General features: G+C 34.4%; 24 protein-coding genes. 10 read left to right on the top strand and 14 right to left on the bottom strand.

Annotation, left to right across the window (positions count from 1 at the left end):
- Positions 1-9 precede the first annotated feature (9 nt).
- Complete coding sequence (locus tag GTR01_RS16450; protein ID WP_160138892.1) at positions 10-1,194, bottom strand: Pycsar system effector family protein; 1,185 nt, start codon at positions 1,192-1,194, stop codon at positions 10-12.
- Positions 1,195-1,220: 26 nt separating this feature from the next.
- On the opposite strand from GTR01_RS16450, the gene GTR01_RS16445 reads away from it, so the two are divergent.
- Positions 1,221-4,937: a metallophosphoesterase gene (locus GTR01_RS16445; RefSeq protein WP_160138891.1), complete on the top strand. Its 3,717-nt coding sequence runs from the start codon at positions 1,221-1,223 to the stop codon at positions 4,935-4,937.
- 299 nt (positions 4,938-5,236) lie between these two features.
- Complete coding sequence (locus GTR01_RS16440) at positions 5,237-5,956, top strand: hypothetical protein (protein WP_160138890.1); 720 nt, start codon at positions 5,237-5,239, stop codon at positions 5,954-5,956.
- A gap of 84 nt (positions 5,957-6,040) precedes the next feature.
- Here GTR01_RS16440 and GTR01_RS16435 read toward each other — a convergent pair whose 3' ends face one another.
- The 5 genes from GTR01_RS16435 to ruvX all read right to left on the bottom strand — a co-directional run bounded on the left by GTR01_RS16435 (position 6,041) and on the right by ruvX (position 9,617).
- A complete protein-coding gene (locus GTR01_RS16435; protein ID WP_160138889.1) occupies positions 6,041-6,916 on the bottom strand; it encodes a hypothetical protein in 876 nt (291 codons plus the stop codon).
- Positions 6,917-6,967: 51 nt separating this feature from the next.
- On the bottom strand, positions 6,968-7,735 hold the full coding sequence (gene mazG / locus GTR01_RS16430) for a nucleoside triphosphate pyrophosphohydrolase (RefSeq protein ID WP_160138888.1): 768 nt from the start codon (positions 7,733-7,735) through the stop codon (positions 6,968-6,970).
- Positions 7,736-7,997: 262 nt separating this feature from the next.
- Positions 7,998-8,555 (bottom strand): DUF5606 domain-containing protein, encoded by a 558-nt coding sequence (locus tag GTR01_RS16425; protein WP_129058634.1) that lies wholly within the window; start codon positions 8,553-8,555, stop codon positions 7,998-8,000.
- 76 nt (positions 8,556-8,631) lie between these two features.
- The gene (def, locus tag GTR01_RS16420) at positions 8,632-9,204 is read right to left on the bottom strand and encodes a peptide deformylase (protein WP_160138887.1); all 573 of its coding nucleotides are present in this window, start codon (positions 9,202-9,204) and stop codon (positions 8,632-8,634) included.
- On the bottom strand, positions 9,201-9,617 hold the full coding sequence (ruvX, locus tag GTR01_RS16415) for a Holliday junction resolvase RuvX (protein ID WP_160138886.1): 417 nt from the start codon (positions 9,615-9,617) through the stop codon (positions 9,201-9,203). Before ruvX ends, def begins: the two co-directional genes overlap by 4 nt.
- A gap of 115 nt (positions 9,618-9,732) precedes the next feature.
- On the opposite strand from ruvX, the gene GTR01_RS16410 reads away from it, so the two are divergent.
- Entirely contained in the window at positions 9,733-10,209 is a 477-nt protein-coding gene (locus GTR01_RS16410; RefSeq protein WP_160138885.1) for a SixA phosphatase family protein, read from the top strand.
- Positions 10,210-10,613: 404 nt separating this feature from the next.
- Here GTR01_RS16410 and GTR01_RS16405 read toward each other — a convergent pair whose 3' ends face one another.
- From GTR01_RS16405 to GTR01_RS16385, 5 genes are all read right to left on the bottom strand, one after another.
- Positions 10,614-12,158, bottom strand: a complete 1,545-nt coding sequence (locus GTR01_RS16405; protein WP_160138884.1) for a serine hydrolase — start codon at positions 12,156-12,158, stop codon at positions 10,614-10,616.
- 308 nt (positions 12,159-12,466) lie between these two features.
- Positions 12,467-13,747 (bottom strand): hypothetical protein, encoded by a 1,281-nt coding sequence (locus GTR01_RS16400; RefSeq protein WP_160138883.1) that lies wholly within the window; start codon positions 13,745-13,747, stop codon positions 12,467-12,469.
- A gap of 10 nt (positions 13,748-13,757) precedes the next feature.
- Positions 13,758-16,124: a TonB-dependent receptor gene (locus tag GTR01_RS16395; protein ID WP_160138882.1), complete on the bottom strand. Its 2,367-nt coding sequence runs from the start codon at positions 16,122-16,124 to the stop codon at positions 13,758-13,760.
- A 3-nt stretch (positions 16,125-16,127) separates the two neighbouring features.
- Positions 16,128-17,417, bottom strand: coding sequence for a lysine N(6)-hydroxylase/L-ornithine N(5)-oxygenase family protein (locus GTR01_RS16390; RefSeq protein ID WP_160138881.1), 1,290 nt, complete (start codon positions 17,415-17,417; stop codon positions 16,128-16,130).
- Between the two features lie 25 nt (positions 17,418-17,442).
- Entirely contained in the window at positions 17,443-19,047 is a 1,605-nt protein-coding gene (locus tag GTR01_RS16385; RefSeq protein ID WP_160138880.1) for a GNAT family N-acetyltransferase, read from the bottom strand.
- A 384-nt stretch (positions 19,048-19,431) separates the two neighbouring features.
- Between GTR01_RS16385 and GTR01_RS16380 the strand changes: the two genes are divergently transcribed.
- The 6 genes from GTR01_RS16380 to GTR01_RS16355 all read left to right on the top strand — a co-directional run bounded on the left by GTR01_RS16380 (position 19,432) and on the right by GTR01_RS16355 (position 22,869).
- Positions 19,432-19,896, top strand: coding sequence for a hypothetical protein (locus tag GTR01_RS16380; protein ID WP_160138879.1), 465 nt, complete (start codon positions 19,432-19,434; stop codon positions 19,894-19,896).
- An 87-nt stretch (positions 19,897-19,983) separates the two neighbouring features.
- Complete coding sequence (locus GTR01_RS16375; protein WP_160138878.1) at positions 19,984-20,433, top strand: hypothetical protein; 450 nt, start codon at positions 19,984-19,986, stop codon at positions 20,431-20,433.
- Complete coding sequence (locus tag GTR01_RS16370) at positions 20,433-20,930, top strand: metallophosphoesterase family protein (RefSeq protein WP_160138877.1); 498 nt, start codon at positions 20,433-20,435, stop codon at positions 20,928-20,930. The genes GTR01_RS16375 and GTR01_RS16370 overlap by 1 nt, the downstream gene beginning before the upstream one ends.
- 48 nt (positions 20,931-20,978) lie before the next feature.
- Entirely contained in the window at positions 20,979-21,473 is a 495-nt protein-coding gene (locus tag GTR01_RS16365; protein WP_160138876.1) for a Smr/MutS family protein, read from the top strand.
- A gap of 18 nt (positions 21,474-21,491) precedes the next feature.
- The gene (locus tag GTR01_RS16360) at positions 21,492-22,208 is read left to right on the top strand and encodes a DUF3822 family protein (RefSeq protein WP_160138875.1); all 717 of its coding nucleotides are present in this window, start codon (positions 21,492-21,494) and stop codon (positions 22,206-22,208) included.
- A gap of 88 nt (positions 22,209-22,296) precedes the next feature.
- Complete coding sequence (locus tag GTR01_RS16355) at positions 22,297-22,869, top strand: RsmD family RNA methyltransferase (RefSeq protein ID WP_160138874.1); 573 nt, start codon at positions 22,297-22,299, stop codon at positions 22,867-22,869.
- Here GTR01_RS16355 and GTR01_RS16350 read toward each other — a convergent pair.
- Entirely contained in the window at positions 22,866-23,213 is a 348-nt protein-coding gene (locus GTR01_RS16350; RefSeq protein WP_160138873.1) for a winged helix-turn-helix transcriptional regulator, read from the bottom strand. The two genes, GTR01_RS16355 and GTR01_RS16350, sit on opposite strands and share 4 nt — an antisense overlap.
- A gap of 84 nt (positions 23,214-23,297) precedes the next feature.
- On the opposite strand from GTR01_RS16350, the gene GTR01_RS16345 reads away from it, so the two are divergent.
- Positions 23,298-23,897, top strand: coding sequence for a nitroreductase family protein (locus GTR01_RS16345; protein ID WP_160138872.1), 600 nt, complete (start codon positions 23,298-23,300; stop codon positions 23,895-23,897).
- A 257-nt stretch (positions 23,898-24,154) separates the two neighbouring features.
- On the opposite strand, the gene murI is transcribed toward GTR01_RS16345, so the two are convergent.
- Positions 24,155-24,985: a glutamate racemase gene (gene murI / locus GTR01_RS16340; protein WP_160138871.1), complete on the bottom strand. Its 831-nt coding sequence runs from the start codon at positions 24,983-24,985 to the stop codon at positions 24,155-24,157.
- A gap of 118 nt (positions 24,986-25,103) precedes the next feature.
- On the bottom strand, positions 25,104-26,228 hold the full coding sequence (hemW, locus tag GTR01_RS16335; RefSeq protein ID WP_160138870.1) for a radical SAM family heme chaperone HemW: 1,125 nt from the start codon (positions 26,226-26,228) through the stop codon (positions 25,104-25,106).
- Positions 26,229-26,263 lie beyond the last annotated feature (35 nt).

Genomic DNA, 26,263 nt, shown 5'->3' with positions numbered 1-26,263 from the left:
TTATATTTTTTACAGACTAAGGAATGCAAATCCAAAAGACAACACAGAAATAATAATTCCAGCCATGAAGATTTTATAAGTTATAGATAAAAGCTTGTACTTTCTGTCAAGAACTTTTCCCAGATAATAAAGGTCTTTTACCATAGAATCATAAATATAATCCCTGTCTTTGATCAGATCTCTCATCGCATTATGATAATCGTCAAACAACATCTGTTGGAAGTTTCCAAAGAACAACAGATTTACTTTTCTATTGGCGATATCTTGCGAAGTAAATGTAGTTTTCGTTACATTCGGTTTTGTAGAAAGGATCGCAAATATAATTGTGAGTACACTGGATAACAATAAAATAAAACTCGGAAGGATCAGGTGAGAGTTTTTAGGAGCATCCAATTTTGGCACTAATACAGAAAGACATACAGAAATAATAATCGCATTTACAGACAATAGAATATTCGCTTTACTATCTGCAATATCACTTAATCTTGTATGATTATTAAGTGTTACTCTAAATAAAGTATCGACGCTTCGGTCAGACTTTTCTTTATCTTTTTTGCTGTCAGATTTATTATCTTTATTATCTGTACTTCCCTTCTTATCATCTTCTTTTTCCAGCTTCTTTTCGATCTTCTTGATATTTTTCTTTTTTAAAGGCTCCCAATTTTCTTTAGCATAATCTGTATAAAAAGTATGCTTGTTTTTCAGCATATCCAGGTTACCGGCATTCCATTCCTCATTGGAGAAACATTTTACATTGGTAAGCTCCCACTCTTTTCTAAGAGCATCTGATATATCGCTATAATCATGTCCTGCAAAATGACTAAAATCAGCATCTTTTACAATTTTTTCCAATAGATTTTGAGGGACATAGGTAATTTTAGTAGCCAGGATCAGTTTTTCTACCTCTGCAATATAATTTTCAGGGTAATTTTCCTGATGAAGAAAGTTCTTCATGATTTCTACTCCTCTTTCTTCGTGGTTCATGGCACATTCTATATACCCGGTATCATGAAACCAAAGAGCTACAAGTACTTTTTCCTGATCTTCTTCTGAGACAGGGGTATTCTTCATAATCTCCTCGGCCTTATTGACTGTATAGGCAGTATGAATAAAATTATGGTAAAAATATACTGAAGATAACTTATCTTTGAATAAGATTTCAACATAATTTTTAGCTTTGTCTAGAATGCTCATTCCTGAATTTTTGTTAATGTAAATTTATGAATTTATCCTTTAAAAATCATCTAAAAAATACTTCTATTGTTCTGAGAACAGTAATGTCCGCCGGAGTCATGTACTCCTGCGCAACATATAACGTACAAAAAGGCAAAAACTTATTCGAAGTAAAAGATTCTGAGATAAAATCTGAAAACGATTTTAAACTTTTCCTGATTGGAGATGCCGGAAATGCAGATGAACCGCAGGCACAAAAAACATTGGATTTATTAAAAGGCAAGCTTGATTCTGCAGACAGCAACTCGATGCTGATCTTTCTTGGAGATAATATCTATCCCAACGGAATGCCTAAAGAATCAGATAAAGGGTATGCTTTAGCCAAAGAAAAACTGGAAAACCAATTTTCCATTACCAAAAATTTTAAAGGAAAAACTCTTGTTATTCCAGGAAACCATGATTGGTATAGCGGATTAAACGGGCTCAATGCCCAAGAATCATTCGTAAAGAAATATTTTGATGATAAAAAAGCTTTCCTTCCTAAAAATGGCTGCCCTATTGATGACATCAGCATTACCAAAGATATCAAACTGATTGCTATCGATACGGAATGGGTGATTGCGAACTGGGATAATTACCCAGGAATCAATAAAAATTGTCACATTAAAACCCGTGAAGATTTTTATACTGAATTCAAAGATCTTATCATCAAAAATCAGGGAAAAAGGATCATCGTTGCCCTTCATCATCCCATCATTAGCAGTGGAACTCATGCAGGATTTCATTCTGCAAAATCTCACCTTTTTCCTCTTGGTAGTAAAATTCCAGTACCGGGAGTTGCCAGTGCCATCAACATTCTCAGAAGTTCTTCAGGGATAAGCCCGGCAGATATCAACAATCAACATTACGCAGATCTTGCCAACAGCCTGAAAAGTATTGTTCAAGACAGAGATAATATCATTTTTGTATCCGGACATGATCACAATTTGCAGTATCATGAAGAAGGAAACATGAGACAAATCATCAGTGGCGCAGGTTCTAAAACCAATCCTTCCACGATCGTTGAAAAAACAGACTTTTCTTATGGAGGAAGCGGTTTTGCTGTTCTCAATATTCGAAAAGATCAAAGTTCTGATGTAGAGTTTTTTTCTACAAAAGATGCTAAACTTCAGAAATTGTCACAAATTTCTGTCATCTCCAAACCCGACGTATTTGTGAATAATTTTCCGAATACGTTTCCCCCTACATTTACTTCTACAATCTATCCGGTTCAGCTTACCCAAAAAAAAGGTTTCTACCGATGGCTTTGGGGTGATCATTACAGAAAATACTACGGAATGCCTATTGAAGCTCCTACAGCTAACCTTTCTGAATTGAATGGCGGCTATGTTCCTTTCAGGGAAGGAGGCGGAAACCAGTCTAATAGTTTAAGATTAAAAGCTAATGATGGGCAAGAATTTGTGATGCGGGGAGTGAAAAAAAGTGCGGTTAGGTTTCTTAATAATATGGCCTTTACAAAGAGTACTTTGAAAGAAGAACTTACCAATACGTTTCCGGAAAAATTCCTTTTGGATTTTTATACAACCAACCATCCCTTCACTCCGTTTACGATAGGAAATATGTCAGAAAAACTGAATATTTTCCATAGCAATCCGAAGTTGTATTATATTCCTAAACAACAGGCTTTAGGGAAATATAATCAAGATTATGGTGATGAAATGTATATGATTGAGGAACGCTATTCTTCAGATCCCAAAACATTAGCTTATCTGGATCATGCAAAAGATATTGTTTCTACTGACGATGTTTTGAAAAACCTAACCAAAAATTACAAATATTCTGTAGACCGGGAATCTTATATCAGGGCAAGGTTATTTGATATGCTTATTGGTGACTGGGACAGGCATTCTGATCAGTGGAAATGGGCAGAATATGAAGATGGCGATAAAATTGTCTATAAACCTATTCCTAAGGATAGAGATCAGGCTTTCAGTAAATATGACGGAGCTGCATTCAAACTTATCATGAATGTTCCGGCTATCCGACACATGAAAACCTTTACGGAAGATATCAGCAGTGTAAAATGGCTGGCTATGGAGCCTTATCCTATGGATCTTGCCTTTTTAAAAGCCTCTACTCAGGAAGAGTGGGAAGCACAGGCAAAATATATTCAGGAACATTTGACTGATGCAGATATTGATGATGCATTCCATAATTTACCCAAAGAAGTTCAGGACGAAACCATCGCAGATATCCAAAGAAAACTGAAAATAAGAAAAACAAAACTACAGAGATACGCCTCCGAATATTACAATGTGCTTCAGGAAAAAGTTCTTTTAGCCGGAACTTCAGACCCTGATAAATTTGTAATTACTAAAAACGGACATTCTGTTCTTGTACAACAATACAAATTAGGTAAGAAAAAGGATAAAAACGAACTTGTTTTTGAAAAAACTTATCATGATTCAAAAACAAAAGAACTCTGGATCTATGGATTGGAGGACGACGATATTTATGACGTAGTAGGAACCGGAAATCCTAGAATGAACATCAGACTGATTGGTGGTAATAACCATGATGTATACAATGTGGCAGACGGAAGAAAAGTAAAAATTTACGACTTCGAGTCTCAAAAGAATACTTATAATTCAGGGAATGCAACTAAGAATATTTCAGATGATTATGATATAAATACCTATAATTATAAACATCCAAAATATAATGCATTTGCCGGATATCCTAATTTTGATTACAACCCTGATGATGGGGTCATTATTGGTGTTTTGGCTAATTATACCGTGAATAATTTCATCCGTGATCCATTTACTCAAAAGCATAGTTTAAAAGCTAATTTTTATACTGCCACTGCCGGATTCAACCTTATTTATAAGGGGATTTTTAAAAAGGCAATTTCAGGATGGGATTTTAATATTGATGCAGCTTATACTACACCAAGATTCTCTCAAAATTTCTTTGGCCTTTCCAACGAAAGTCCTTATGATGAAGAAAATACTGAAAGAGAATACAATAGAGCCAGAATCTCCAAATTCAATGTAGCTCCTTCAATCTCGAAGAAAGGCTGGATGAATTTTAATCATCAGCTGCAACTTACTTTTGAAGATAATAAAGTTCAAAGAAAAGACGGACGTTTTATCAATAGTTCTCCAGATGTAAGACCTGAAGTTTTTGGCAGTCAACAGTTCTTAGGAGCTAATTATACATTCAGCTATAAAAATGCGGATAATCCTGCCTTTCCAACCCTGGGTATGGAATTGATGCTGAATGCTGACTGGAAAGCTACTTTTTCCAATTTCAACAAAAACTTCCTTACATTAAAAGGAAAATTGGCTATTGATCACAGAATTGATAAGAAAGGAGTGTTTGTATTTGCTAATGCCAGCAATGTTATGTGGATCAATAATGATAATTTTGAGTTCTACCAAGCTGCTGCATTAGGGGGAAACAACGGATTGAGAGCATTCAGAAATGAGAGATTTTCCGGAAGATCATACTTTACCAACAATTCAGAGATTCGTTGGGATTTTGGAAGAATCAGAAACAATATTGCTCCTGCCAACTTAGGAATTCTTGTGGGATATGATATCGGCCGCGTATGGAATGATGGAGAATATTCCAGAAAGTGGCATCAATCTGTAGGAGCTGGAGTTTGGTTAAGCATTGTGGAAATGATGTCTGCCAGACTGAATTATTTCTATGGATCAGACGGAGGAAGGGTCTCTGCTGGTGTAGGAATGAAATTCTAATACAACAACAAAACATACATTTTAAATAAAAAAGAATCAACTCAATTGGGTTGATTCTTTTTTTAATATAATTTCCCATTTCAGATGGTCATAAAAAATAAATAAAATTTAACATTAGGTACTTTAGTTTACAGATTTTCAATAATAAACAAAATATGAATTTCAATAATAATTCATATTTCAAGCTTTATATCCTTCACCTATCCATAGATCAATATGTTTATCAACTGCTGAAAAAAATGGCTATTTCTAAAAAATTATATTTGTTTAAAATTATTCATTAAAAAAAACACTTCGGAATGATAAAAAAGCTATTATACATGGCATTATTTGCTATGTCCACAATTTCAAATGCGCAAGTAGGGATAAAGACTCCAACACCACAAAGTACTTTACATGTTAATGGTTCTCTTCAGGTTGTAAAAGATTTGAATGTAGGAGGAACAGCCAACACTAAAGGAAACTCGGGAAATAGAGGTGAATTCCTTATGTCAAATGGGATAGACAATCCTCCGGTATGGAGAACCATAGAATCTGAAAACTTTCTGAAAGTTGTTTTCGTTGGAAATAAAACCACCATCAGCCCTAGCAGTGGAAGTTATAAAGGAACTCATACAGCCCCTGTGAGCACTCATGAAAATTATTCACAAACGTATGTTTATAATATCAGTAATAAAATTGATAATGCTTACCTGACCTATAATACCAGTACCGGCCTTTTTACTGTAGTCAAACAGGGATATTACAATATTGTACCTTATGTGACTTATGATCTTAATTTAAATGGGAACGGATATACTGCAGGAACGGCCAATTCCTACATCCAGAGAGTATCACCTTCTACTGTAACCCTTTCAGCAATATCTACAGGACACGGAGAACGTACTACAGGACTGAACCATAACCTTTCATCTATTAACTTCTTTAATGCAGGAGAAACCTTCAGAATACGCTGTCGTTACACCCAGGATTTCAGGCTATCAAGTGGAAACATTCACATATCTTATCTGACACCATAAACATCATTCTACTTATATTTATTTATGGAGAATCCACAGCAAAATACTGTGGATTCTTATAATATGTATAGTCAATAGAAAATCTTACTGAAGTGAAAATTGATATACATTCCCACTCTCTCCTTCTCCTTTTTCATCAGCAATCATTAATGTTTTATCATCAACAAAAACAATAGCCTCTTTCTGAGAATTATGGTTTAAAGAAATCTTATTAATCTTAGCTGCACTGAAATCATCGGCATTAAATCCTGTGAGAACATGCACATTCTTGTGAGTAAGCAATACGATCTTATCTTTTGTACTGTTAATCGTTGCAGAAGTAATAGCAGCATCATTATAACCGCCCTGAAGCTTTAATTTACCAATCAGTTTGGCTTCAAAATCTCCTTCTTTATTAGGAACCTTAAATACCAGGAAAGTACCGTCAAATCCTTTACTTCTATTTTTAGTGAACAGATAGAAGTTGCCATTCATTTCTACAAATGCCTCACAATCATAGAGCAAATTTGACTTTTTAGGTGGGAATTGTGTTTGTCCCTCATAATGAAACTTAGTGGTTTGAACGACTTTTGTAGTAGTTTGAGTAATATCCTTCAAATCTGTTTTTAAAATAGCCAAATCCTTTCTGTCGTTATCATTATTTCCAAAATCGCCGATATAAACATTTCCCTGCGTATCTGAAATAATATCTTCCCAATCTGTATTTTCAGCATTTTCAACAGGAACTTTAGCTATCTTCTGACCATTGTCATTAAGGCCATATACTGCATTTTTATTTCCTCTGTCTTCTATTACCCAAATGGTTTTCTTATCCTTGGACAAAGTAATTCCGGAGACTTCTTTTAATTTTTTGGGAAGGGCAAACTGTACTTTTAATTCATTGTTCTTAATAGGGGAATTCTGAGCCTTTGGATTACAACTCAATAAAAAGAAAGCGGGTAACATAAGAAAACGTAGCATATTTTTATTTTTTAACTGAACATACATAGCATTAATTGTTCCAATTGGAAATTAAGATAAACGTTTGGCTTTTTCCCAGAGCACATCCATTTCTTCTAAAGACATATCCGCAAGTTTCAGATCCTGTTCTTCAGCAAGTCCTTCCATCTTCTGGAATCTGGAAATGAACTTCAAATTGGTTCTCTCCAATGCAGAATCCGGATTGATCCCTGAAATTCTTGCATAATTAATCAATGAGAAAAATACATCACCCAATTCCTGTTCCTTCTTATCCAAATCTGTTTCTGCATGAAACTCCTGAATCTCTTCATCCACCTTTTTCCAGGCATCTTCCGCATCATGGAACTCAAAACCGATTCCTTTTACTTTATCCTGAATTCTATAAGCTTTCACCAGGCTTGGAAGGCTTTTCGGAACACCACCCAAAATGGATTTGTTTCCTTCTTTCAATTTTAATTTCTCCCAGTTCTGCTTTACCTCTTCCTCGTCTTTCACTTCGGTATCTCCATAAATGTGAGGATGGCGGAAAATCAATTTTTCATTAAGGGAATTAATCACATCTGCGATATCAAAACTTTCTTTTTCTGAACCTATTTTAGAATAAAAAACCAGATGAAGCAATACATCGCCCAATTCTTTTTTTATCTCCTGCAAATCTTCCTGCAAAATAGCATCGGAAAGCTCATACGTCTCTTCAAGGGTAAGATGACGAAGAGATTGTAGCGTCTGTTTCTGATCCCACGGACATTTCTCACGCAGATCATCCATTATATCCAATAATCTCCCGAAAGCTTCTAATTTTTCCTGTTTTGTATTCATAAGTAATTGGAAATTCAATATTATACAAATGTAAGGGTTATTAGGACATGATGACAAACGTTGGGGGTGAAAGTTATGGGGTACGGGATTCGGGATTCGGGGTGCGTGTTAGCATGGTTGAATAATTATTTAAACCTGTTAGGTTTTTAGAATATATTAATCTCAGATTCTTTGTTCCACACAGAATAACCCTGCAAAAAATTACAAACAAAAAAACCTCATCATTTCTGACGAGGTTTTATATGGTAAATTCAAAAATGAATTATCCTTGCTTTCTGTGCGTACTTTTAGGAGCTGATTTTGCTGCTGAAGTCGCTTTTACTTTTGGAGCTGCCGGCTTTTCTGCTTTTGGAGCTGCTTTTTTAGCATCAACATCTAAGCTTACTTCTCCTGCAGGTTCTCCTTCTAAAGTTTCAGGCTCTGCTTTTACAAAGCTTTCAGGAGTGATGTATCCTGCTTTCTGAAGTGTATTGTACCACTGAGCCAATTTCTTGATATCAGAAGAATATACTCTCTCAGTATCGTAGTTAGGAAGAGAAGCTAACATAAAGTCTTTTAACTCCGCATCTGAAGATTTGTGAGAGATTGTTTCTTTGTAATCGTTGTTTTTTGCAATATTTTCAAAAACTTCGAACAATGGAACTTCTTTTTCAAATGTAAACATTGCGATATTATCTAATAAGCTTACCTGGCTTGAGTTTCCAATGCTTACTTTCTTCTTGTTGGTAACATCTTCAATGATGAATCCGTTTCTTAATTGAGAAACTAGTTTGTAAAGTCCTGGTTTTCCAGAAATTGAAATTATTTTTTCTAACAGCATAATTTTATTTTTTGTAAATTTTGCAATCAGCGTTAAGCTTTTTGCTTTTTATTATTTCTTGTAATCCTTGTTTAAATTATTTTGGAAATCTCATTTTGTAACCGATGCTTACATCCCCTTGAGAGATCTTTGACAGTTTTCCTTTTACCAGTTTCTTCTTCAAAGCACTTAGGTGATCGGTAAACAAAACCCCTTCAATATGGTCATATTCATGCTGAATTACGCGGGCTCTAATATCGGAAAAAGTTTCTGTATGTTTTACAAAATTTTCGTCATAATATTCAATAACGATTGTTCCCTTTCTTTTCACATCTTCTCTTACATCCGGAATAGACAGACAGCCTTCATTAAACTTCCATTCTTCACCAGATTCTTCAAGGATTCTAGCGTTAATGAACACTTTTTTGAATTCTGCCAACTCATCCTTAATATCCTCATAATCCTCATCTTCCGCAAGAGGAGTAACGTCTATTACAAACAGACGGATATCCAAACCGATCTGAGGCGCTGCAAGACCAATTCCGTTTGCGCTGTACATCGTTTCGAACATATTATCTATCAGTTCCTGTAATCCGGGGTAATCTTTTTCTATATCTTTTCCCACTTTTCTCAAAACAGGATCCCCAAAAGCTCTTATCGGTAGTATCATCTTAATCTTTGTTCTAAAAAATTTTGCAATATGATGGTTGCACTTACTTTATCTATTAATCCTTTTTCCTGTCTTTTCTTCTTGTTTTTCCCGCTTTGAGAAATAAAGAATGAAGCCATTTTGGAAGTAAACCTTTCATCAAAACGATGAACTGCAATATCCGAAAATTCTTTCTGAAATGCTTCAATGAATTTTAAAATATCAGTTTCCACTTCTGAAATATTTCCTTTCAAATCTATGGGAAGCCCAATCACCACTTCGTCAACCTTATTTTCACTGAAATATTTTTTCAAAAATTCCATTACATTACGGTTCTCTACAGTCTCTAACCCACTGGCTATAATCTGCATATCATCCGTTGCAGCAATGCCACAACGGGCTTTTCCATAGTCTATTGCAAGGATTTGTCCCATAAGTTTGCAAATTTAGTAAAATTTACTGATTTTATTCATTACGCAGTTTTTTTATGTAAATCATGTTTCATTCCATATTTTTTTTTATAATTTTAATCTTCCAAAAAACAGATATATGAAGAGACTCATCCTCGTAAGACATGCGAAAAGCGACTGGCCGGAAGAAACGGAAGACTTTGACAGACCTTTGGCAGACAAGGGACTGGAGGATGCTATGAACATGTCCAGATTCCTTAAAAACAATAACATTTCCATCGATTATTTTGTATCAAGCCCGGCGGTTCGTGCTTTGAATACGTGTAAGATTTTTAATCAGACCTATCAGCTAGGCTGCTCTACGAATGACAAATTATATAATCCTTCGGAAAGAAATTTTGAATCTGTAATCTATGACCTGGATGACAATCTAAGCTCAGTAGCTCTTTTCTCTCATAATAATGGAATTTCGAATTTTGCGAATTCTATTTCTGAAAATATTTTTCATTTTCCGACCTGTGGAGTTGCTGGTTTTGAAGTAGACTGTGAGTCCTGGTCTGAATTTGATGGAGCCAAAAAGAAACTTTTATTCTTTTATGAACCAGGGAAAATATAACTTCAATTTTCTATTTTTTATGCTTCCATATTATACTTCTTTTCTCATGTTAGAAACAGAAGAAAACTTATTTTGATTTTAAGCAGAACTTATCCTTTTCACAACAAGACCTGAATCTTGTACAATAAACCAACATTTCTTTTACCGGCTACATATTCCCCTCCACACCTGAGGGGCAACAAAAATCATTTTTTGACGGGTGGTTAGTTTCGGCTAAAGCCATTATTGATATCAACATAAAAAACGGGCTAAAGCCCGTTCCTATTGAATTATATCAGTCCTCATTTTCAATGATCATTAAAATTAGTATTATCTGTGAATAAATTAGTGACATTCGTGGTTAACAAACAAAAAAGAACGAACCAAAGTCCGTTCTTTTCAATATTTTTCTAAAATTTTATCTTTTACTTTCTTTTCAAGTCCAGATCATCAAAATCAAAACTGAAATCGGTAACGTCAGAAATCGGTTTTAATTTTGCAGATTGGGCTTTTCCGTTTTCATCATAATCGAATAAGATATAAGCATCGGCATCATAACTTCTGTCATCCCATTTAATGATGAATGAATTGTTAGAATATGGAACTAGCTCTCCTTTTAATCTTGGTGAGTTTTTGCATGAAATTCTGTAGGTATTTCCCTGCTGAGCAATGTCAACATCTCCGAACCAAACATCATTATACGTTCCGGTAAACTGTTCTGCTTTGGGCTGAAGGGCTTTCTCCTTTTTAAAGGCTTCTGATTTTGCAAAAGCTTCTTTCTTTTGTTTATTAAATTCACCTTCCATTTTTACCATTCTGTCTCCATACGTTTTCAGCCAGTTTCTGTCTGCTACTCCAAGGTAAGAATCTTTCACTGTATTGGTAATGGTGTTAAATGCTGCTCCAGATTGTTGATTCGTTAATACAACGATTCCTAATTTAAGATCAGGGATTAACGTAAACTGAGTTACCGTTCCAATCAATCCTCCTGTATGCTGTACTTGTTTGTGTCCTTTTACATCACTTAAGAACCAACCTAAACCATAACCATAGAAACTTGTATCATAAGGATTTTTAGCGGCTACTCTATCAGGAATCTGTAGGCTCCAAAGCTGTTGGGCATTTTTATCGGAAACTAATTTCTTACCATCTTTTGTGGTGAAGTTATTCATTAAACATTCTGCCCAGGTAGTCATGTCTTTGATATTACTCATAATTCCTCCGGCAGCATTTCCGGTTTCGTTCCAATCATGGGGTACTGCAATGGCTTTACCGTCTACAGGCGCATGGGCATCGATCTTATTGGTTGCTGCCTTCGCTCTGTTGTAGCTTCCAAAGCTGGAAGTCATTCCTACAGGTTTCATGATTCTTTGTTCAATAAATTCTGCCCAGCTTAATCCGGAGATTCTGTGGATCACTTCACCCGCAACAATAAACATGATATTGTTATAGTCCAATTTTGTTCTGAAAGGATTTTCTGGCTTCAAATATCTCACATTATGAATAATATCATTAACCGTTAAACTTCCTCCTTCCGGAAAAAACATAAGATCTCCTTGTCCCAGTCCTAATCCTGCTCTGTGTGTAATCAAATCTTTAATCGTTACATTTTGAGAAACATACGGGTCATACATCTGGAATTCGGGAATGTATTTTGAAACTTTATCATCCCAGTTCAATTTTCCTTCATCTGCAAGAATCGCCAGAGCCACACAAGTAAACCCTTTTGAATTGGAAGCAATTCCGACCAAGGTATTATCATCCATGGGCTGCTTGGAAGTAAGAGAGCGTACTCCAAACCCTTTGGAATAGGTCACTTTCCCATCTTTTACAACTCCTACCGACATTCCGGGAACATCAAAGGTCTTCAACGTATTTTGGATCAGCTCATCCAGTTTTTTTTCTTCAACCTGTGCGTTCGCCAATCCTACGGTTAAAAGAAAAATGAAAAAAGAAAATTTCTGCTTCATTATTTTTTTAATTTTCCCAAATTTAGTAAATAAGCTGAGTATGAAATAATAAAATTGTGATTTATATGGATGGAAGCTTGAGGATGGAAGATGGAAGTACTCTTAGGTTATAAATAAAAGGAAATCATTATAAACCTAAGTTGTAAATCAGGTTGAATTTTATAACCATGTCTACGATAACTTCCAGCCTCCAGCTTCCCACTTCCTTACTTCCTTACTTCCCTACTCATACCCACAAAAAAAACCGGAAGACTTTTCTTCCGGTTCTCGTTAAATCAAATGATCTTATTGTACTAACAAAAAAGAAATTATTTTTTAGTGATGATGTTTACTCCCATTAATCTACCGCTTCCTTTTAGTTTAAACTCAACTTTTGTGTTTTTAGAAACAGGATCATAAGAACTTAAGCCTGAAAAGTTATCTACTTTATTATTAGACATAAAATAGATTCTGTTTTTATATAAGAATGGGTTTTGATAGTTGTAGAAATTATCTACCGGAATATCAAGTTTTACGGCTTTCTTCGTCTGCACATCAATTTCATTCCAGAACCAGATATCATTTCTGTAGCTTACTCCATGTCCACCTGCATAATAAGATGCACCGGTTGAAGGGATAGTAGTATAGATTTTATTATTGTAAGCGAAGATTCTGTTAAACTCAGCCGGCTGTACATAGTCCTTCATATCAATTTGAAAAGTCGAATCGAAGGTAGTTTGTCCGTTCTTTATTCTAAGAATCTTTGATGAATAAGCAGCTTCCTGAGCTTTCATATCCGATGCCGCTACCATATAGATATCTTTTGTAACCTCATCAATACTCCATAGAACGTGATCAGTGAAAAGTCCTAAGTTCGTAGTATTAGGATATTTCGTAATATTTTCTACTTTTTTTGAAGTCAGGTTGTATACAGCAACCGCCACTTCTTTTACAACAGGTTTGATCTGCCAGTTTGATCCTTTTTTACCGATCTGTAAATCAAGGTACAACTTATCATCTCTTTTGATTAAGATTAATTGTCCTGCAGCCTGATACGCTGTTTCCCCTGGCTCAAGCACTGAAGGATCAATCGTTTGAGCTAATGAAGAAAGATCAATTTCTCCTGTACGCTGCATAGTTCCCGGATTAAAGGTCTGAATTTTAAGCATTCCTCTTGAACCATCCCAATAATATCCTTCACTATCACTTACCACTAAATAATTAGGTTCAAATCCATTATTTTGAGTAGCTATAAATCCTTTTGAGCTAATATTTCCGGTATTATCTGCCGTTAATTTAGAGAATCCTTCTTCTGAAGAGGCTGCACCACCCAGTCTGTAAATATTTTCTCCAAAAGCTTTTCCTCCTGCAGAGTAAGCAATCTGATAGAACGGCTTTTTATCCGCTAATGAAAGTTCCCCTTGAGGAAGTTCTGAAAATGAATATATATTCCCACCCCATCCTGCTGTACTATTATAGATGATCCAGCTGTCTTTAGCTGCTGTTGGTGGTTTCTGTTCTTCAACAGTGTCATCATTGCTACTACAATGGGTAAACAACAATAAACTTAACGCTGATAAAATTATCGAAAACGGTTTTGATTTTCTCATGATTATAATATTAAAAAATTGTATAAGTTAGTTTCAGATGATAAGATCTTGTAGGTTTCTGTGCATTATAATTATCATAAAGTCTTTCATTCAGAAGATTATTAACACTAAAATTAATGGCGAGTTTAGGATCTGCCAGGAAATAGGTAATTCCTACTCCTGCATCTACCATTCCTGTTCTTCCATCATTGGGAATCAAAAGATTACTGGAAGCTATATTGGCTTTAGAAAACAATCCTGGTTCAAGATTTTTCGGTACCGGATATAGCATAAAACGATGAACGTAATTGATGTTATAATACAGTTCCACTTTATCTTTCATTTTTAGGATATCTGAAAAATTCACTCTCAGATAGTGATTCCCAAACAAGTAAGGAATATTGGGCTGTCTGGCATCTTCCCAAATGCTTTCAGTACCGGAAAGGTTTTTAAGCCTTATATCCTGATACGTAAAATTGAATCCTGTCTGAATATTTTTAATAGGCTGATAATTGATTTCATACTCCAATCCAAGAATTCTGTTGTCATAATAATTCTGATACCTTCCGTAAGGATTATCCGGAATCATGAATATTGTATTTTTTACATTCCTGTAGAAAAGGTTTAAACTTGTATTCAGTTTATAGTTTGAGGAAGTATAATCCAGAACTATATTTACATTGTCACTCTTTTCAGGTTCCAGATCAAGATTTTCTTTAATAAGAACTCCGTCTCCGAAAATTTCAGTTTCATCAGGAAGGCGAACTGCTTTTTCATAGGATAATTTTAAGATAAAGTTCTTAGGTTTATAACTTATTCCTGCCATGTATCCGAATTCATTTTTATGATTATCAGAATCCCAGCTGAAGTTATATTTATCTGTGGTATAACCTTTAGAACTGAAATAATAATTCTTCACCCCAAATACAGTTTCTATTTTACGGTCAAGCCAATGAGAGACTAATCCTAAAGCTGCTATATTTTTGTTGTAGATGGCCGGAGTCTGCAAAACATCATCACCATATACATTCACCGCACCATAAGGATCACTTCCTTTTCTTCTCTGGTAGAAATATACATTTCCAAATTCAAGGCTATGATTATTATTGATCTTGAATGCGGCATTTAACCTTGTATGAACCATATTGTAATTCATCTTCAGGTCATTCCCTTTATTGATTTCTCCTACACTGTTTTCATTACTGAAAGTGTATTCTCCCAACCAATTGTATCTTCGTTTGCTGATATCCACAAAAGAATTGTTATATCTGGCAAAAGCAGCCATTAAATCTAATTTAAAGCGATTATCAAAGAACATTTTTTTATACTGAAGATAACCGGTCACATTCTTTTCCTTTGCAAAAGCTTCTCCATAAGGTTTTCTCATTTCAAGATCGTTCTGAATCTCTTTATAAAATTGAGAATAGATGAACCCCACTCTAAAGTCGTTGGCCCAGCTTTTATTTCTTACTCCAGAATATACTTCCATATAAGATGCTTCGGTATCATCATGGAATCTTTTGGCCTCAACTTTTTTAAGATTAGCGGTTTCAGGATCTATAACTTCTCCAAGAATTTTATAATTATTCTTAGAAAACACATAACTGGCTTGTGTTCCTATATAAAATAAGCTGTCTTTTTTCCCTGTAAATACCCCATTAATATGAGACTTATAAGTACTAAACGACCCAATTTCACTTGAAATTTCAAGGTTATCTTTCTGTACCGGCTTTGAGATAAAATTAATCCCGCCACCTAAAGCATCCGATGCCAAAGCAATCGGCATTACGCCTTTGTATACATCTACCCTATCCAGCATATTGGGTGATAACACATTAGGATTAAAGCTATGTCCGTAAAATTCAATGGGAACTCCATCTCTGAAAATTCTAACAGCTTTTCCCTGAAGCCCACCAAGATTGACCTGAAATCCAGACCCAACACCTCCTTCTGTACGAAGCTTGACTCCGGTTGCCATATTCAGGATTTCTCCAATATTGTTTGCCTGACTTTTTACAGCCTGCATATCAACGATTTTGACACTCAATGGAGTTTCCTTCAGTTTTTCAAGTTTCCTTTTACCTCTGATATAAACTTCATCAATATGGTTTGCTTTTGAAATCTCTATTTCATATTTCTGGGTCGACTGGCAATTGATATTTAATGTATCATTATAAACAACCTTACCCTGATAAAATACAGACACCTTTACAAAACCATCCGAAAGTTCAGCAAAATCAACAGTTCCTTGTTTTGAAATCTTTTTCTTTTCCCCATTAATGATCACATACATATCATCATGGTGATAATTTTTGATATTCTTAACTACTAAAGTAATCGGACAAGCCGCCAACGCTAAGGAAGAAAATACAGAGATCAGAAAAAATATACGCTTCATAGTTTATATGGTTTCTAATGCTCCAAAATGCTGAAAAGCAATATTTTTTTCTAATGGATAATATTCGTGTCCTAATACTTTATTGATGATAGTGGCATTTCGGTAAGGCCCCATTCCAAGATCTGAAGTAATGATCCCTTGTGAATCTACACAACCGTTTTGCATGAATATTTCATTGTCATTTACATCAACGGTGTAGTTTTCTGAAGATAATAATGTTCCATCATTCTGGCTTTTATTCAAACGACCTTCAATAGGTTGTAGGAAATGAGGAACTTCATATCGATAGCCTGTCGCCAGAATAAGATAATCAGTATGAAGTGAAAAAGATTTTTCTTCTTCCAGATGCCTCATATTTAAGGTATAGTCTTCATCATACGACATCTCTTCAAGTAAGCTGTTGGTAAGAATTTTCACAGGAAGAGGCTGCTCCTCTTTCATCTGCTGATGATAAAGTTCATCATAAATTGTACTGATGAGCTCATCATTGATTCCTTTGTAAAGAATATCTTGTTTGTTGATTACTTCTCTTCTTTTCGGCAAAGGCAGCCTGTTGAAGTAAGAAATATAATCCATTGAAGTAAATTCATAAGTGAATTTTGAATTTTCCATTGGGAAAAATCGGTCTGCAGCAGTTACCCAATTTAATTTTAAATCTAACTCCGGTCTGGCGGCAAGAAGATCATAAAATACTTCACCGCCACTTTGCCCTGAACCTAATACGGTAATTGTACTGCCTTTCTTTAAATATTGTTTTCTGTGTAAATATTCGGAAGAATGGAAAATATGTTCTTTAGAGAAGCTTTCCGTTATTTTTGGAACATTAGGAATTGAACCTACTCCTAATACTATTTTATCAGTGAGATAAACTTTCTTTTCGCAATTAATAAGATCAATCACTGAAACTTCATAACATTCATAGGTTTCGTTGTAATCTATTTCTGTAACCGTATGACTGAAATTCAAACTTTTAATTTGTGAGGCAACCCATTTACAGTAAAGATTATATTCCGTCCTCGTTACATAAAAACTTTCCTTAAAACAGAAACGGAAAATCTTACCTTTTTCTCTTAAATAGTTAATATAAGTAAAAGGGCTCTTAGGGTTTACGATCGTCACCAAATCAGCCAGGAAAGGAACCTGAAGGGTTGTTCTGTCGATCATTAAACCACTATGCCACTCAAATCTTGGTGCTTTGTCAAAAAATATGGTTTTCAGGTTATGTTCTTCAAGAAGAGCCGCAAGACTTAGATTGAATGGCCCTATTCCTATACCAATGATATCATATTTCATAAATTATTTTTTCAGTATTCAAGGATTATGTTGTAATGTTTATTTTCAGCACTGAGTTTTTAAAAATATCTTCTGTTGTTTCATAGAATTTTTCACGGCTCAGGAAAGTCAGGTTTGACGTTTTATAAGGAAGTGCCAATGATCTGTTGAACTCACATCCCACTTTCGTAATCAGATTATGGGTTCCTTTATGAGATGCTGATGCCTCGCCAATCATTCTTGTCAGTTGCGGAAAAGAGAAGAAGTATTCCATGCACATGGCCAATGCATTCATTGAAAAGTTGGGAATTTTTTCTTTAGCAGGAGCAATAAGCATGTGAAAGCCGTAGTCTCCCGGATTGAAACGATAATATTTACCGACTTCATCTTTTACTGCCCAATACAGTTCTAATGTAAAAATAGGATTACCATTCAGGAGACCAATATAAGGATGAGAATAATCAACCCCCATGTGTTTGATGTAAGCCTCCTCAAATTCCTGCTGATCTACATCCATCTCCCAATACTTTTTAGCGTACTCCATATTAGACCATTCATGAAGGAACTCCATATCCGTTTCCGGGTTAAATGCTCTAAGAGTAATTTCTAAAGTACCGTTATTAAAATATCTTTTATGCAGGATTTCTCCATAATCAGGTTTTATAAGCTTTTTAGAATAATGTTTAGGATTAATCAGGAAGTTATGCTGTCTGATATATTCTTTCCAAATATCTTCATTCACACTATGAGCCTGTTTAAGGAACAGTCGGGCCTCTATCATTTCATAAAGGAAGTTCATAGCCTCACCATATATTTCCTTTAAAGAATCTATTTCTGTATCTACAATCTGATAAAGCACTTCTTCTTCAATGGATCCCAAATACGCAAGATGTCTGAGAACCGGATAAAGATTGTAATAAACCACGTGAGTTCTGATAAAGCTCTCTGCCTTTTCATTTCTGATAGCAGATCCCTCTGGAATATATTGATCAAAGCTTACATTTACTTTATCAGCATTCTGATGAATAAACGTATGTTCAAGATTACTGTTATAGATTATTCCTTCTTCAATATACTTTCCAACTGCTGTTTTTAACAATGAATGAGTATATTCTGAAAACCAGCGAATAATAGCTCCTTTTTTATCATAATCAGACTCCAACTCAATATTTTTCGAAATAAATTTCAGAAGGTGATCATTCTCATACCCAAAGAAATTAAAGACTGTCCCTACTTTAACAGAACCATTGAAAGAATCTGAATCTTCCGCAATGGCAAGCCCGGGATCAAAATATTCATCAAATTCCTCAGAAAAATATTTAATATAAGCTTCTTCAGAATTTTCTAATGCTGTATTTCCTCCATAAGCAGTTGAGATAAGAAATTGATAAGCTTCTTCAGCACTGATCTTAACTACTTCCCCCATTCTTTTTTCTCTATACCCTACCTCTTCGCCTATGTGATGAACTCCGGTAGTAGAAAAATGCTTTACAGGAACAATTAAATAAGAATCTTTACCTGTAATATTAATTCGGATGAATTTACTTTCAGAACAACTGTTCATGAACTTCGACAACTCTTCATCAAACTTTGGTATAAGGTCAAAATAATACCAATTTTTGCTCTCCAATAAGTATAAACCGACACTCATTATTATTTTTGTTTAGATTAAATAAAAATTAAGACAAATATATACATATTTTATTACCAGCCAATAAATTATTTAAAATACCGAAAATGAACATATTAAAATACTGAATATCAAATAATTAAATTTAATAACTCAACTTAATTAATACACCAAAAAGTGAATATATCTACTTTTTGGATCCCCATTTTTTACAGTAAGAGACAATTTCCAGCTTTCTAAAAAAAACACATTGAGAATTAAACAAAAAAATATCTAAAAAACACAAAATGTCTCAATTTGAGACTTTGTAGTGAGGTTAAGTTGTTATCATGATCTTTTATATTAACCGAAAACTTTCAGTCTTCTATTGAAAAGCTTAATTTTGCTTGCATTAAAGTTTACAGTATGAAAAAGTTGATTCCCATCCTTCTAATAGTATTTTTTGCAACGGGATTTATGAAAAGCCAGGACAGAACTTCAGATCCTTTTCTTTTACAGACATGGAAACTAACCAAACTTGACAATTATATTTACAATTACGAAAAGCAGAATATTTTCGATGCTAAAACACCAGGTTTAAAATTCAGTAAAAATGGTAAGATCATTGGGAATTTAAGCAAGTCTGCCAATGGCTACGATACAAAAGACGATTTTCCAGGTAAAGCCTCAAAGATGGAACGATATATGGGGAATTGGAAAAAAGTATCAGACACCACCATTGCCATTATGTTTTCTTCAAATAACAGTATGGATGGAACGTTTGTCATTTCAAGGCTTACAGAAAGCGGATTAAAACTCAGAAAACTCTTCAGCGCGGATATTGAAAAGAAACTGGATTCTATACGAAGAACAAAAAATATTTCGTATTAATAATCAAAGGACTCCATCAAAGTCATAAGCTTCGCTAAAAATAGCTTTATTAAAGCTTCTTTATATTTGCAATTTAAAACATTAAAAATGACAATAAAGAAACTCATCACTTTCGTCTTATTGACAGTGAGTTGTAATTTATATTTCTCTCAGGATGTGACCATTAAAGACGATAAAGTTCTCTTGGATGGAAAACAAATTCTAAAAGCAGAAAAGATCAATCTTACACAATATTCATTCTTTTCCCTGAAAGATGATGAAGAAATATTGATGTACAGATACATGGATAATGAAACACCGAGATATGTAAACGACGATTACTTTATTCTCAACTTTTTATCGGAAAAAACTAAGGTAGAATCCACTGATTTAGCCAAAATCGCCAATTTTATGAATTCCAAGAAAGGAATGGAGAAATTGATAAGATGGCTCTTAAAAGAAAGAGTAATCAATCAGGACGGAGAACTCAACCCTGATCGTGTTGCTGTATTTAAAGAAAAATACGACGAAAATATTACCCAAAGAACAGTTAGATAATGACCAAAATCCTTCTTCTTTCGGACTCTCATTCTTATATAGATGACCGGATCCTTGAATATGCATCTCAGGCTGATGAAATCTGGCATTGTGGGGACTTCGGAAGCATGGATGTTATTGAACAGCTGGAAAAAATAAAACCTTTAAGAGGAGTTTATGGGAATATAGATAACTCAAAAATTCAATCCGAATTTCCTGAGGTCAATCGTTTTTTCTGTGAAAAACTGGAGGTTTTAATGATTCACATTGGTGGCTATCCCGGAAAATATACCCCACTGACCAAAACTGAGATTGCTAAAAAGGCTCCTAAATTATTTATCTCAGGACATTCTCATATTTTAAAAGCTATGTATGACGAAAAGAACAGTCTTTTACATCTGAATCCGGGAGCTTGTGGAAAACAAGGCTGGCACAAAGTGAGAACAATGATGCGTTTTGTAGTAGATGGTGAAGAGATAAAGGATCTTGAAGTGATTGAACTAGGCCCAAGAGTTTAAGATGTAAAGAAAGAAAGAAAACCTGTCAAGGTTAAATAAAGTAACAAGATGAAAATTGGTGATACAGTTTCTGTAGTGGATGAAGATTTAAGCGGAGTGGTAACTTCCGTGAAGGGAAATATTGTATTTTTTAAAGATGAATTTGGTTTCATCCATCAATACCCAAAAGAAAAACTGGTTCCCAAAAATGCTGATCTCTATGAAAACATCCGAGTTGTAAAAAAAGCGGAGCCTAAAAAAAATATTTCTAAAAAACACCAGAAAAATCATTTGGTTTTAGATCTGCATTTTCATAATTTGGTAAAGAATCCTAATGACTATGACAGTTTTGAAAGATTGTTTATCCAAAAGGAAAAACTGATTGAAGTGATAGAGTTTTGCAGGAAAAATAACCTGAAGAGGCTGGAGATCGTTCACGGAATTGGAGATGGGACGTTGCAGAGAATGGTTCGGGATGTTTTGGAAAGCCAGATTAATATTGATTTTTATAATAAGGAAATACTTCACCATCAATCGGGTGCGGTAATGGTAGAATTTCACTAAATTTGCAGGAATTGAAATATGAACGTACTTAATTTACTTTTTACCAAAGACGGATTAATCTATCAGATTGTTAAAAACAAAAGCATTCTGGAGGAAAAGTCTTATTTTGTTACTGAAGAAACTCCAGCCAACCTTATTGAGGAAAAACTGGATGAAGTTCTTATCAAACAACGTTATGATGAGATCCAGGTGATTTCTGCTCTAAATCATTTTACATTGATGCCGGAAGGTTTCTCCGATCATGATGCAGGATTTGACCTCATCTCATTCAATGCACCGGCAGATAGAGATAAAGAAGAGCTGATGCTTTCCATCAACAAAAAATTCAACATTCAGTTTTATTATACTTTCCCCAAGAATTACTATAAGAAAATAAAAGAACTGGCGATACCGGTACATTTTAATTTTTCCGGGGAAAAGTTTTTAAGCTCTATCAACAATAAGAATAGTAAAGAGATCCATATTAACCTTTATCATAACCAGTGTGAATTTTTCGCCATTGATAATAAAAAAATCATACTTTACAACAATCTGGATGTAAATTCTGAGGTAGACTTCCTTTACTTCGTCATGTTTACGTTAAGCAAAATAGGTTTCGGAATCAACGAAACTACTTTTTATGCTTACGGAGAAACTACAGAGAATGAAACATTTATTTCCGAGCTTCAGAAGTTTGTAAAAAACCTGAAAATCGTTTTTGACAATATTCCTAACAAGAATTTTATACTTAATTAGATTATAAGGCCACAGGAAATAGGGAATAAATCCCCAATATTATAATCATCTGTCCCCTGTAATCTATTACCTAAACCCTAACAAAAATATGTTCAGAATAATATCAGGCAAATGGAAAGCCAAAAAAATTGCCGCTCCTAAAAACTTTGAAGTAAGACCGACAACGGATTTTGCCAAAGAGGCTTTATTCAGTATTTTGGAAAACAAATACGATATGCAGTCGATTTCCGTATTGGATCTTTTTGCCGGGATCGGTTCCATTACTTTGGAATTTGCTTCCAGAGGATGCCAGAACATCACGTCTGTAGAAATGAATCCAAAGCACACTGCATTTATCAATTCTACAGCATCCGAATTAGATATGGCTCTTCAGATCAATGTACAAAGAGGTGACGTATTCGACTGGCTGAAAAAATTCAGAAATAATAAATCCTTTGAAATTGTTTTTTCCGATGCTCCATTTGAAATGGAAGAGAAAAAATACCAAGAATTGATCTCCCTGGTTTTAAACAATAAATACCTCAAGGAAAACGGAGTTCTTATTGTAGAGCACCAAAGCCGCATGAAATTTGATCATCCTAATTTGATAGACACCAGAAAATACGGAAACGTAAGTTTCAGTTTTTTTGAACCTAATAAAGAAGATAATCAGGAACTTTAGTTCTTGATTATTTTTTTTGAATTAATCGGAGCTTGTATTCCCCATTGCGTAATGGCTTCCAGAACTGGCAGCAACGTTTTTCCAAAATCAGTTAAAGTATACTCTACCATTAAAGGAGGTTTTTCCGTATATACTTTTCGATCAATAATATGATCTTCCTCCAACTGTTTAAGCTGAAGACTCAATGTTCTTTCTGTAATCGTTGGGATCTCTTTCCTCAATTCATTATATCTTTTGGGCCTACTAATAAGGTGATGTAAAATTACAGCCTTCCATTTTCCGCCTATAAACCTCATGGTTACGCTTGTACAACAAGGGTAAGATTTGTTATCAATTGTATACATTTTTATACTATCCTTTTTAACCGTTATTGCAAAGCTAATAAACTTAAATTAATTTTGCAACTATAAAAATGATAGTATAAAATTATGAACTTTTTAGACAAAATGAAAACAAGGTATACTGTAAAGAAGTATAACCCGCAAGGCAACATCAACGAAGAGAAAATTGCCCAATTGAAAGAAATTCTAAATCTAAGTCCTTCATCGATCAACAGCCAGCCATGGAATTTTACCTTTGTAAATCGTGGTGAATTAAAATCGCAACTGGCAGAAGTTTCCTTCATCAATAAGGAGAAAGTTATCGATTGCAGCCACCTGATTATTTTTCAGGTTCTTAAAAACCCTGAAGATTTTGAAAAACAAATTGAGGAAAACCTTCCTGAAGGTGCAGTAAACTATTACAGAACAAGAGTAAAACCAAAAGGAGATGCATTTGTAAAGTCATGGCTAGCACATCAGGTCTATTTATCACTAGGCATTCTTCTTTCCGCCTGTGCAGATATGGGAATTGATTCTACCCCTATGGAAGGAATAGAGCCTGAACTGTATGACGAAATTCTAAAAAATGATAAATATGAAACGCTTTTCGCAGTTGCAATAGGTGAGAAACTGGATACTGATGCAAATCAACCGAAATTCAATCCAAAATCAAGATTAAAGGCGGAGAAAGTAATTCTGGAAGCCTAATTTTGGTATACAAATTCACAAATACCTTCACAAGAAATACAAAAGATATTGATTAATGCTTTCACAGATTATGCAGATTGAGCAAACAATACCGCACAATAATCTGCATAATCCGCGAGACAATAATCTACCGCATATAATTTTATCTAAGATAAGATCCTTGCGCCTTAAAAATGTAACCTGTTACTTTATTTGTGTCTTTGTATTATCCAACACAAATAAAAAAGTCTGCTTCTCTATGAGGCAGACTTTTTTATTTATAATACTTTTAATTCTAAATCGATGGTTTTACCGAAAAATTTCTTGGAGATCTTTTCAAAATTTTTGGTAAGATCCGAAAGGTAAAAATGATAGTTCGGTTTAGGGTTATTTTCATTCAGAAGATTATATTTATCAAGGATAATCTTCAGGTGATTAGCCACAATATTAGGTGAATCAATCACACGAACCCTGTTCCCATAATATTGTTTAATCTCATCGATTAACAATGGGTAGTGCGTACAGCCAAGAATCAGAGTTTCAATATTCTTCAGTTTATTATTGCTCAAATAATTGTAAATAATAGCATGAGTGATCGGATGGTTTTTAAAACCTTCTTCAATAGCCGGAACCAGTAAAGGAGTTGCCAGTTCATCTACTTTAATCCATTTATTATGTTTTCGGATGCTCTTTTTATACAATCCTGAATTCACAGTAGCTTTAGTAGCAATGACTCCCACATTGTTGTGGATTTCATAGGATACTTTTTCCGCTACAGGATTAATAACATCTATAACAGGAACTTTTCCAGCAACCGACTGCATTACTTCATTCAAAGCATTAGCTGTAGCCGTATTACAGGCAATTACAATTGCTTTACAATTTTGTTGAAGCAAAAAGTTAGTAATCTTTGTTGAATATTCTATAATCGCTTCTTTGGACTTTTCGCCATAGGGAAGGTGCTTGGTATCTCCAAAATAGATAAGGTCTTCATTAGGTAAAAGCCTTTTGATTTCCTTAGCAACAGTAAGACCTCCTACTCCACTATCAAAAATACCGATAGGCTGGCTAGGTGAAAGATGCGAATAATCTTGTTTCTTCGTTTTCAAATGAACTGAAATTTTATACAAAATTAATGAATTTATATCGTATAATATACTATATAATTAAGAAGCTTCAATGTTGTTCAGTTATATTTTAAACACGTCATCAAAGCATTTTTCCATTTTAAACCATAAATAAATCTGAAGCAATTCCATCTGCCATAAACCAGTGTTTTTCCGGAATTTTCAAATGTTCATTTTCGATGATTAAAATACCTTCTTCTATTTTCTGTTTGATCTCATTTTGAAAATGCTCCATAAAACGATCATCAAACTTTTCTTTCAGGCTCTTCAGATTTACTCCCCATGTAGTTCGTAAACCAATCATAATCATCTCATTAAATTGATCTTCCTTAGACAGAATCTCTTCTTCTTTCGCTAAAAGTTTTGTATTGAGACTCTTAATATACTGCTGGTTGTTGGCTATATTCCAGCTTCGTACGTCAAATCCGTTATAAGAATGTGCAGAAGGCCCTATGCCTAGGTATTCCTGATATTTCCAATATGAAGAATTATGTCTTGAGTAAAAGCCAGGTTTTGCAAAATTAGAGACTTCATAATGTTCAAAACCATGATCTTTTAAAAAGTCTGAAAGGTAATAGAATTCTCTGTTTTGTTCTTCTTCTTTAGGGCTTTTAACTTTTCCTTTAGCAATCCAGTTATCCAGAGCTGTCTTCGGCTCAACAGTTAAAGCATAAGAAGAAATATGAGGAACTTCCAATGCAATTGTTTTGTGTAAGTTTTCTTTCCAGATCTCAAGGTTGGAGGTAGGTGAACCATAAATCAGATCTATACTCAGATTTTCAAATCCGAAATCCTGAGCCCGTTTGATGGATCCTTCTGCTTCCGAAGCGGTATGTGCACGATTCATCAGTTTAAGATCTTCTTCAAAGAAGCTTTGTGTCCCAATTGATAAACGGTTAACAGGAGTTCCTGACAACTGCTTTAAAAAATTCTTATCCAGATCGTCAGGATTGGCTTCCAATGTAATCTCAATATCTTTTTCAAAGCTAAAATAACGCAGTACTTCATCAATTAAAGAATTGATCTCATCCACAGAAAGAATAGAAGGTGTTCCGCCTCCAAAATAGAGTGATTGTAAACTGCGATTCTGCAGTTCATCCTTTCTAAGCTGTATTTCAGTTTTCATAGCGCGAAGCATTTCATCTTTAAAATTTAAGGATGTTGAAAAATGGAAATTACAGTAGCTGCACTTTTGCTTACAGAAAGGGATGTGAATATATATCATAAAAAAAGCCCTGAAAAAATTCAGAGCTCAAATTT

Origin of the sequence: Chryseobacterium sp. c4a (assembly GCF_009900745.1) — a bacterium.
In the GTDB taxonomy this organism is placed as follows: domain Bacteria; phylum Bacteroidota; class Bacteroidia; order Flavobacteriales; family Weeksellaceae; genus Chryseobacterium.
Note: the sequence above shows the minus strand (reverse complement) of the source record. Positions and strands in the feature narration are given on the sequence as shown.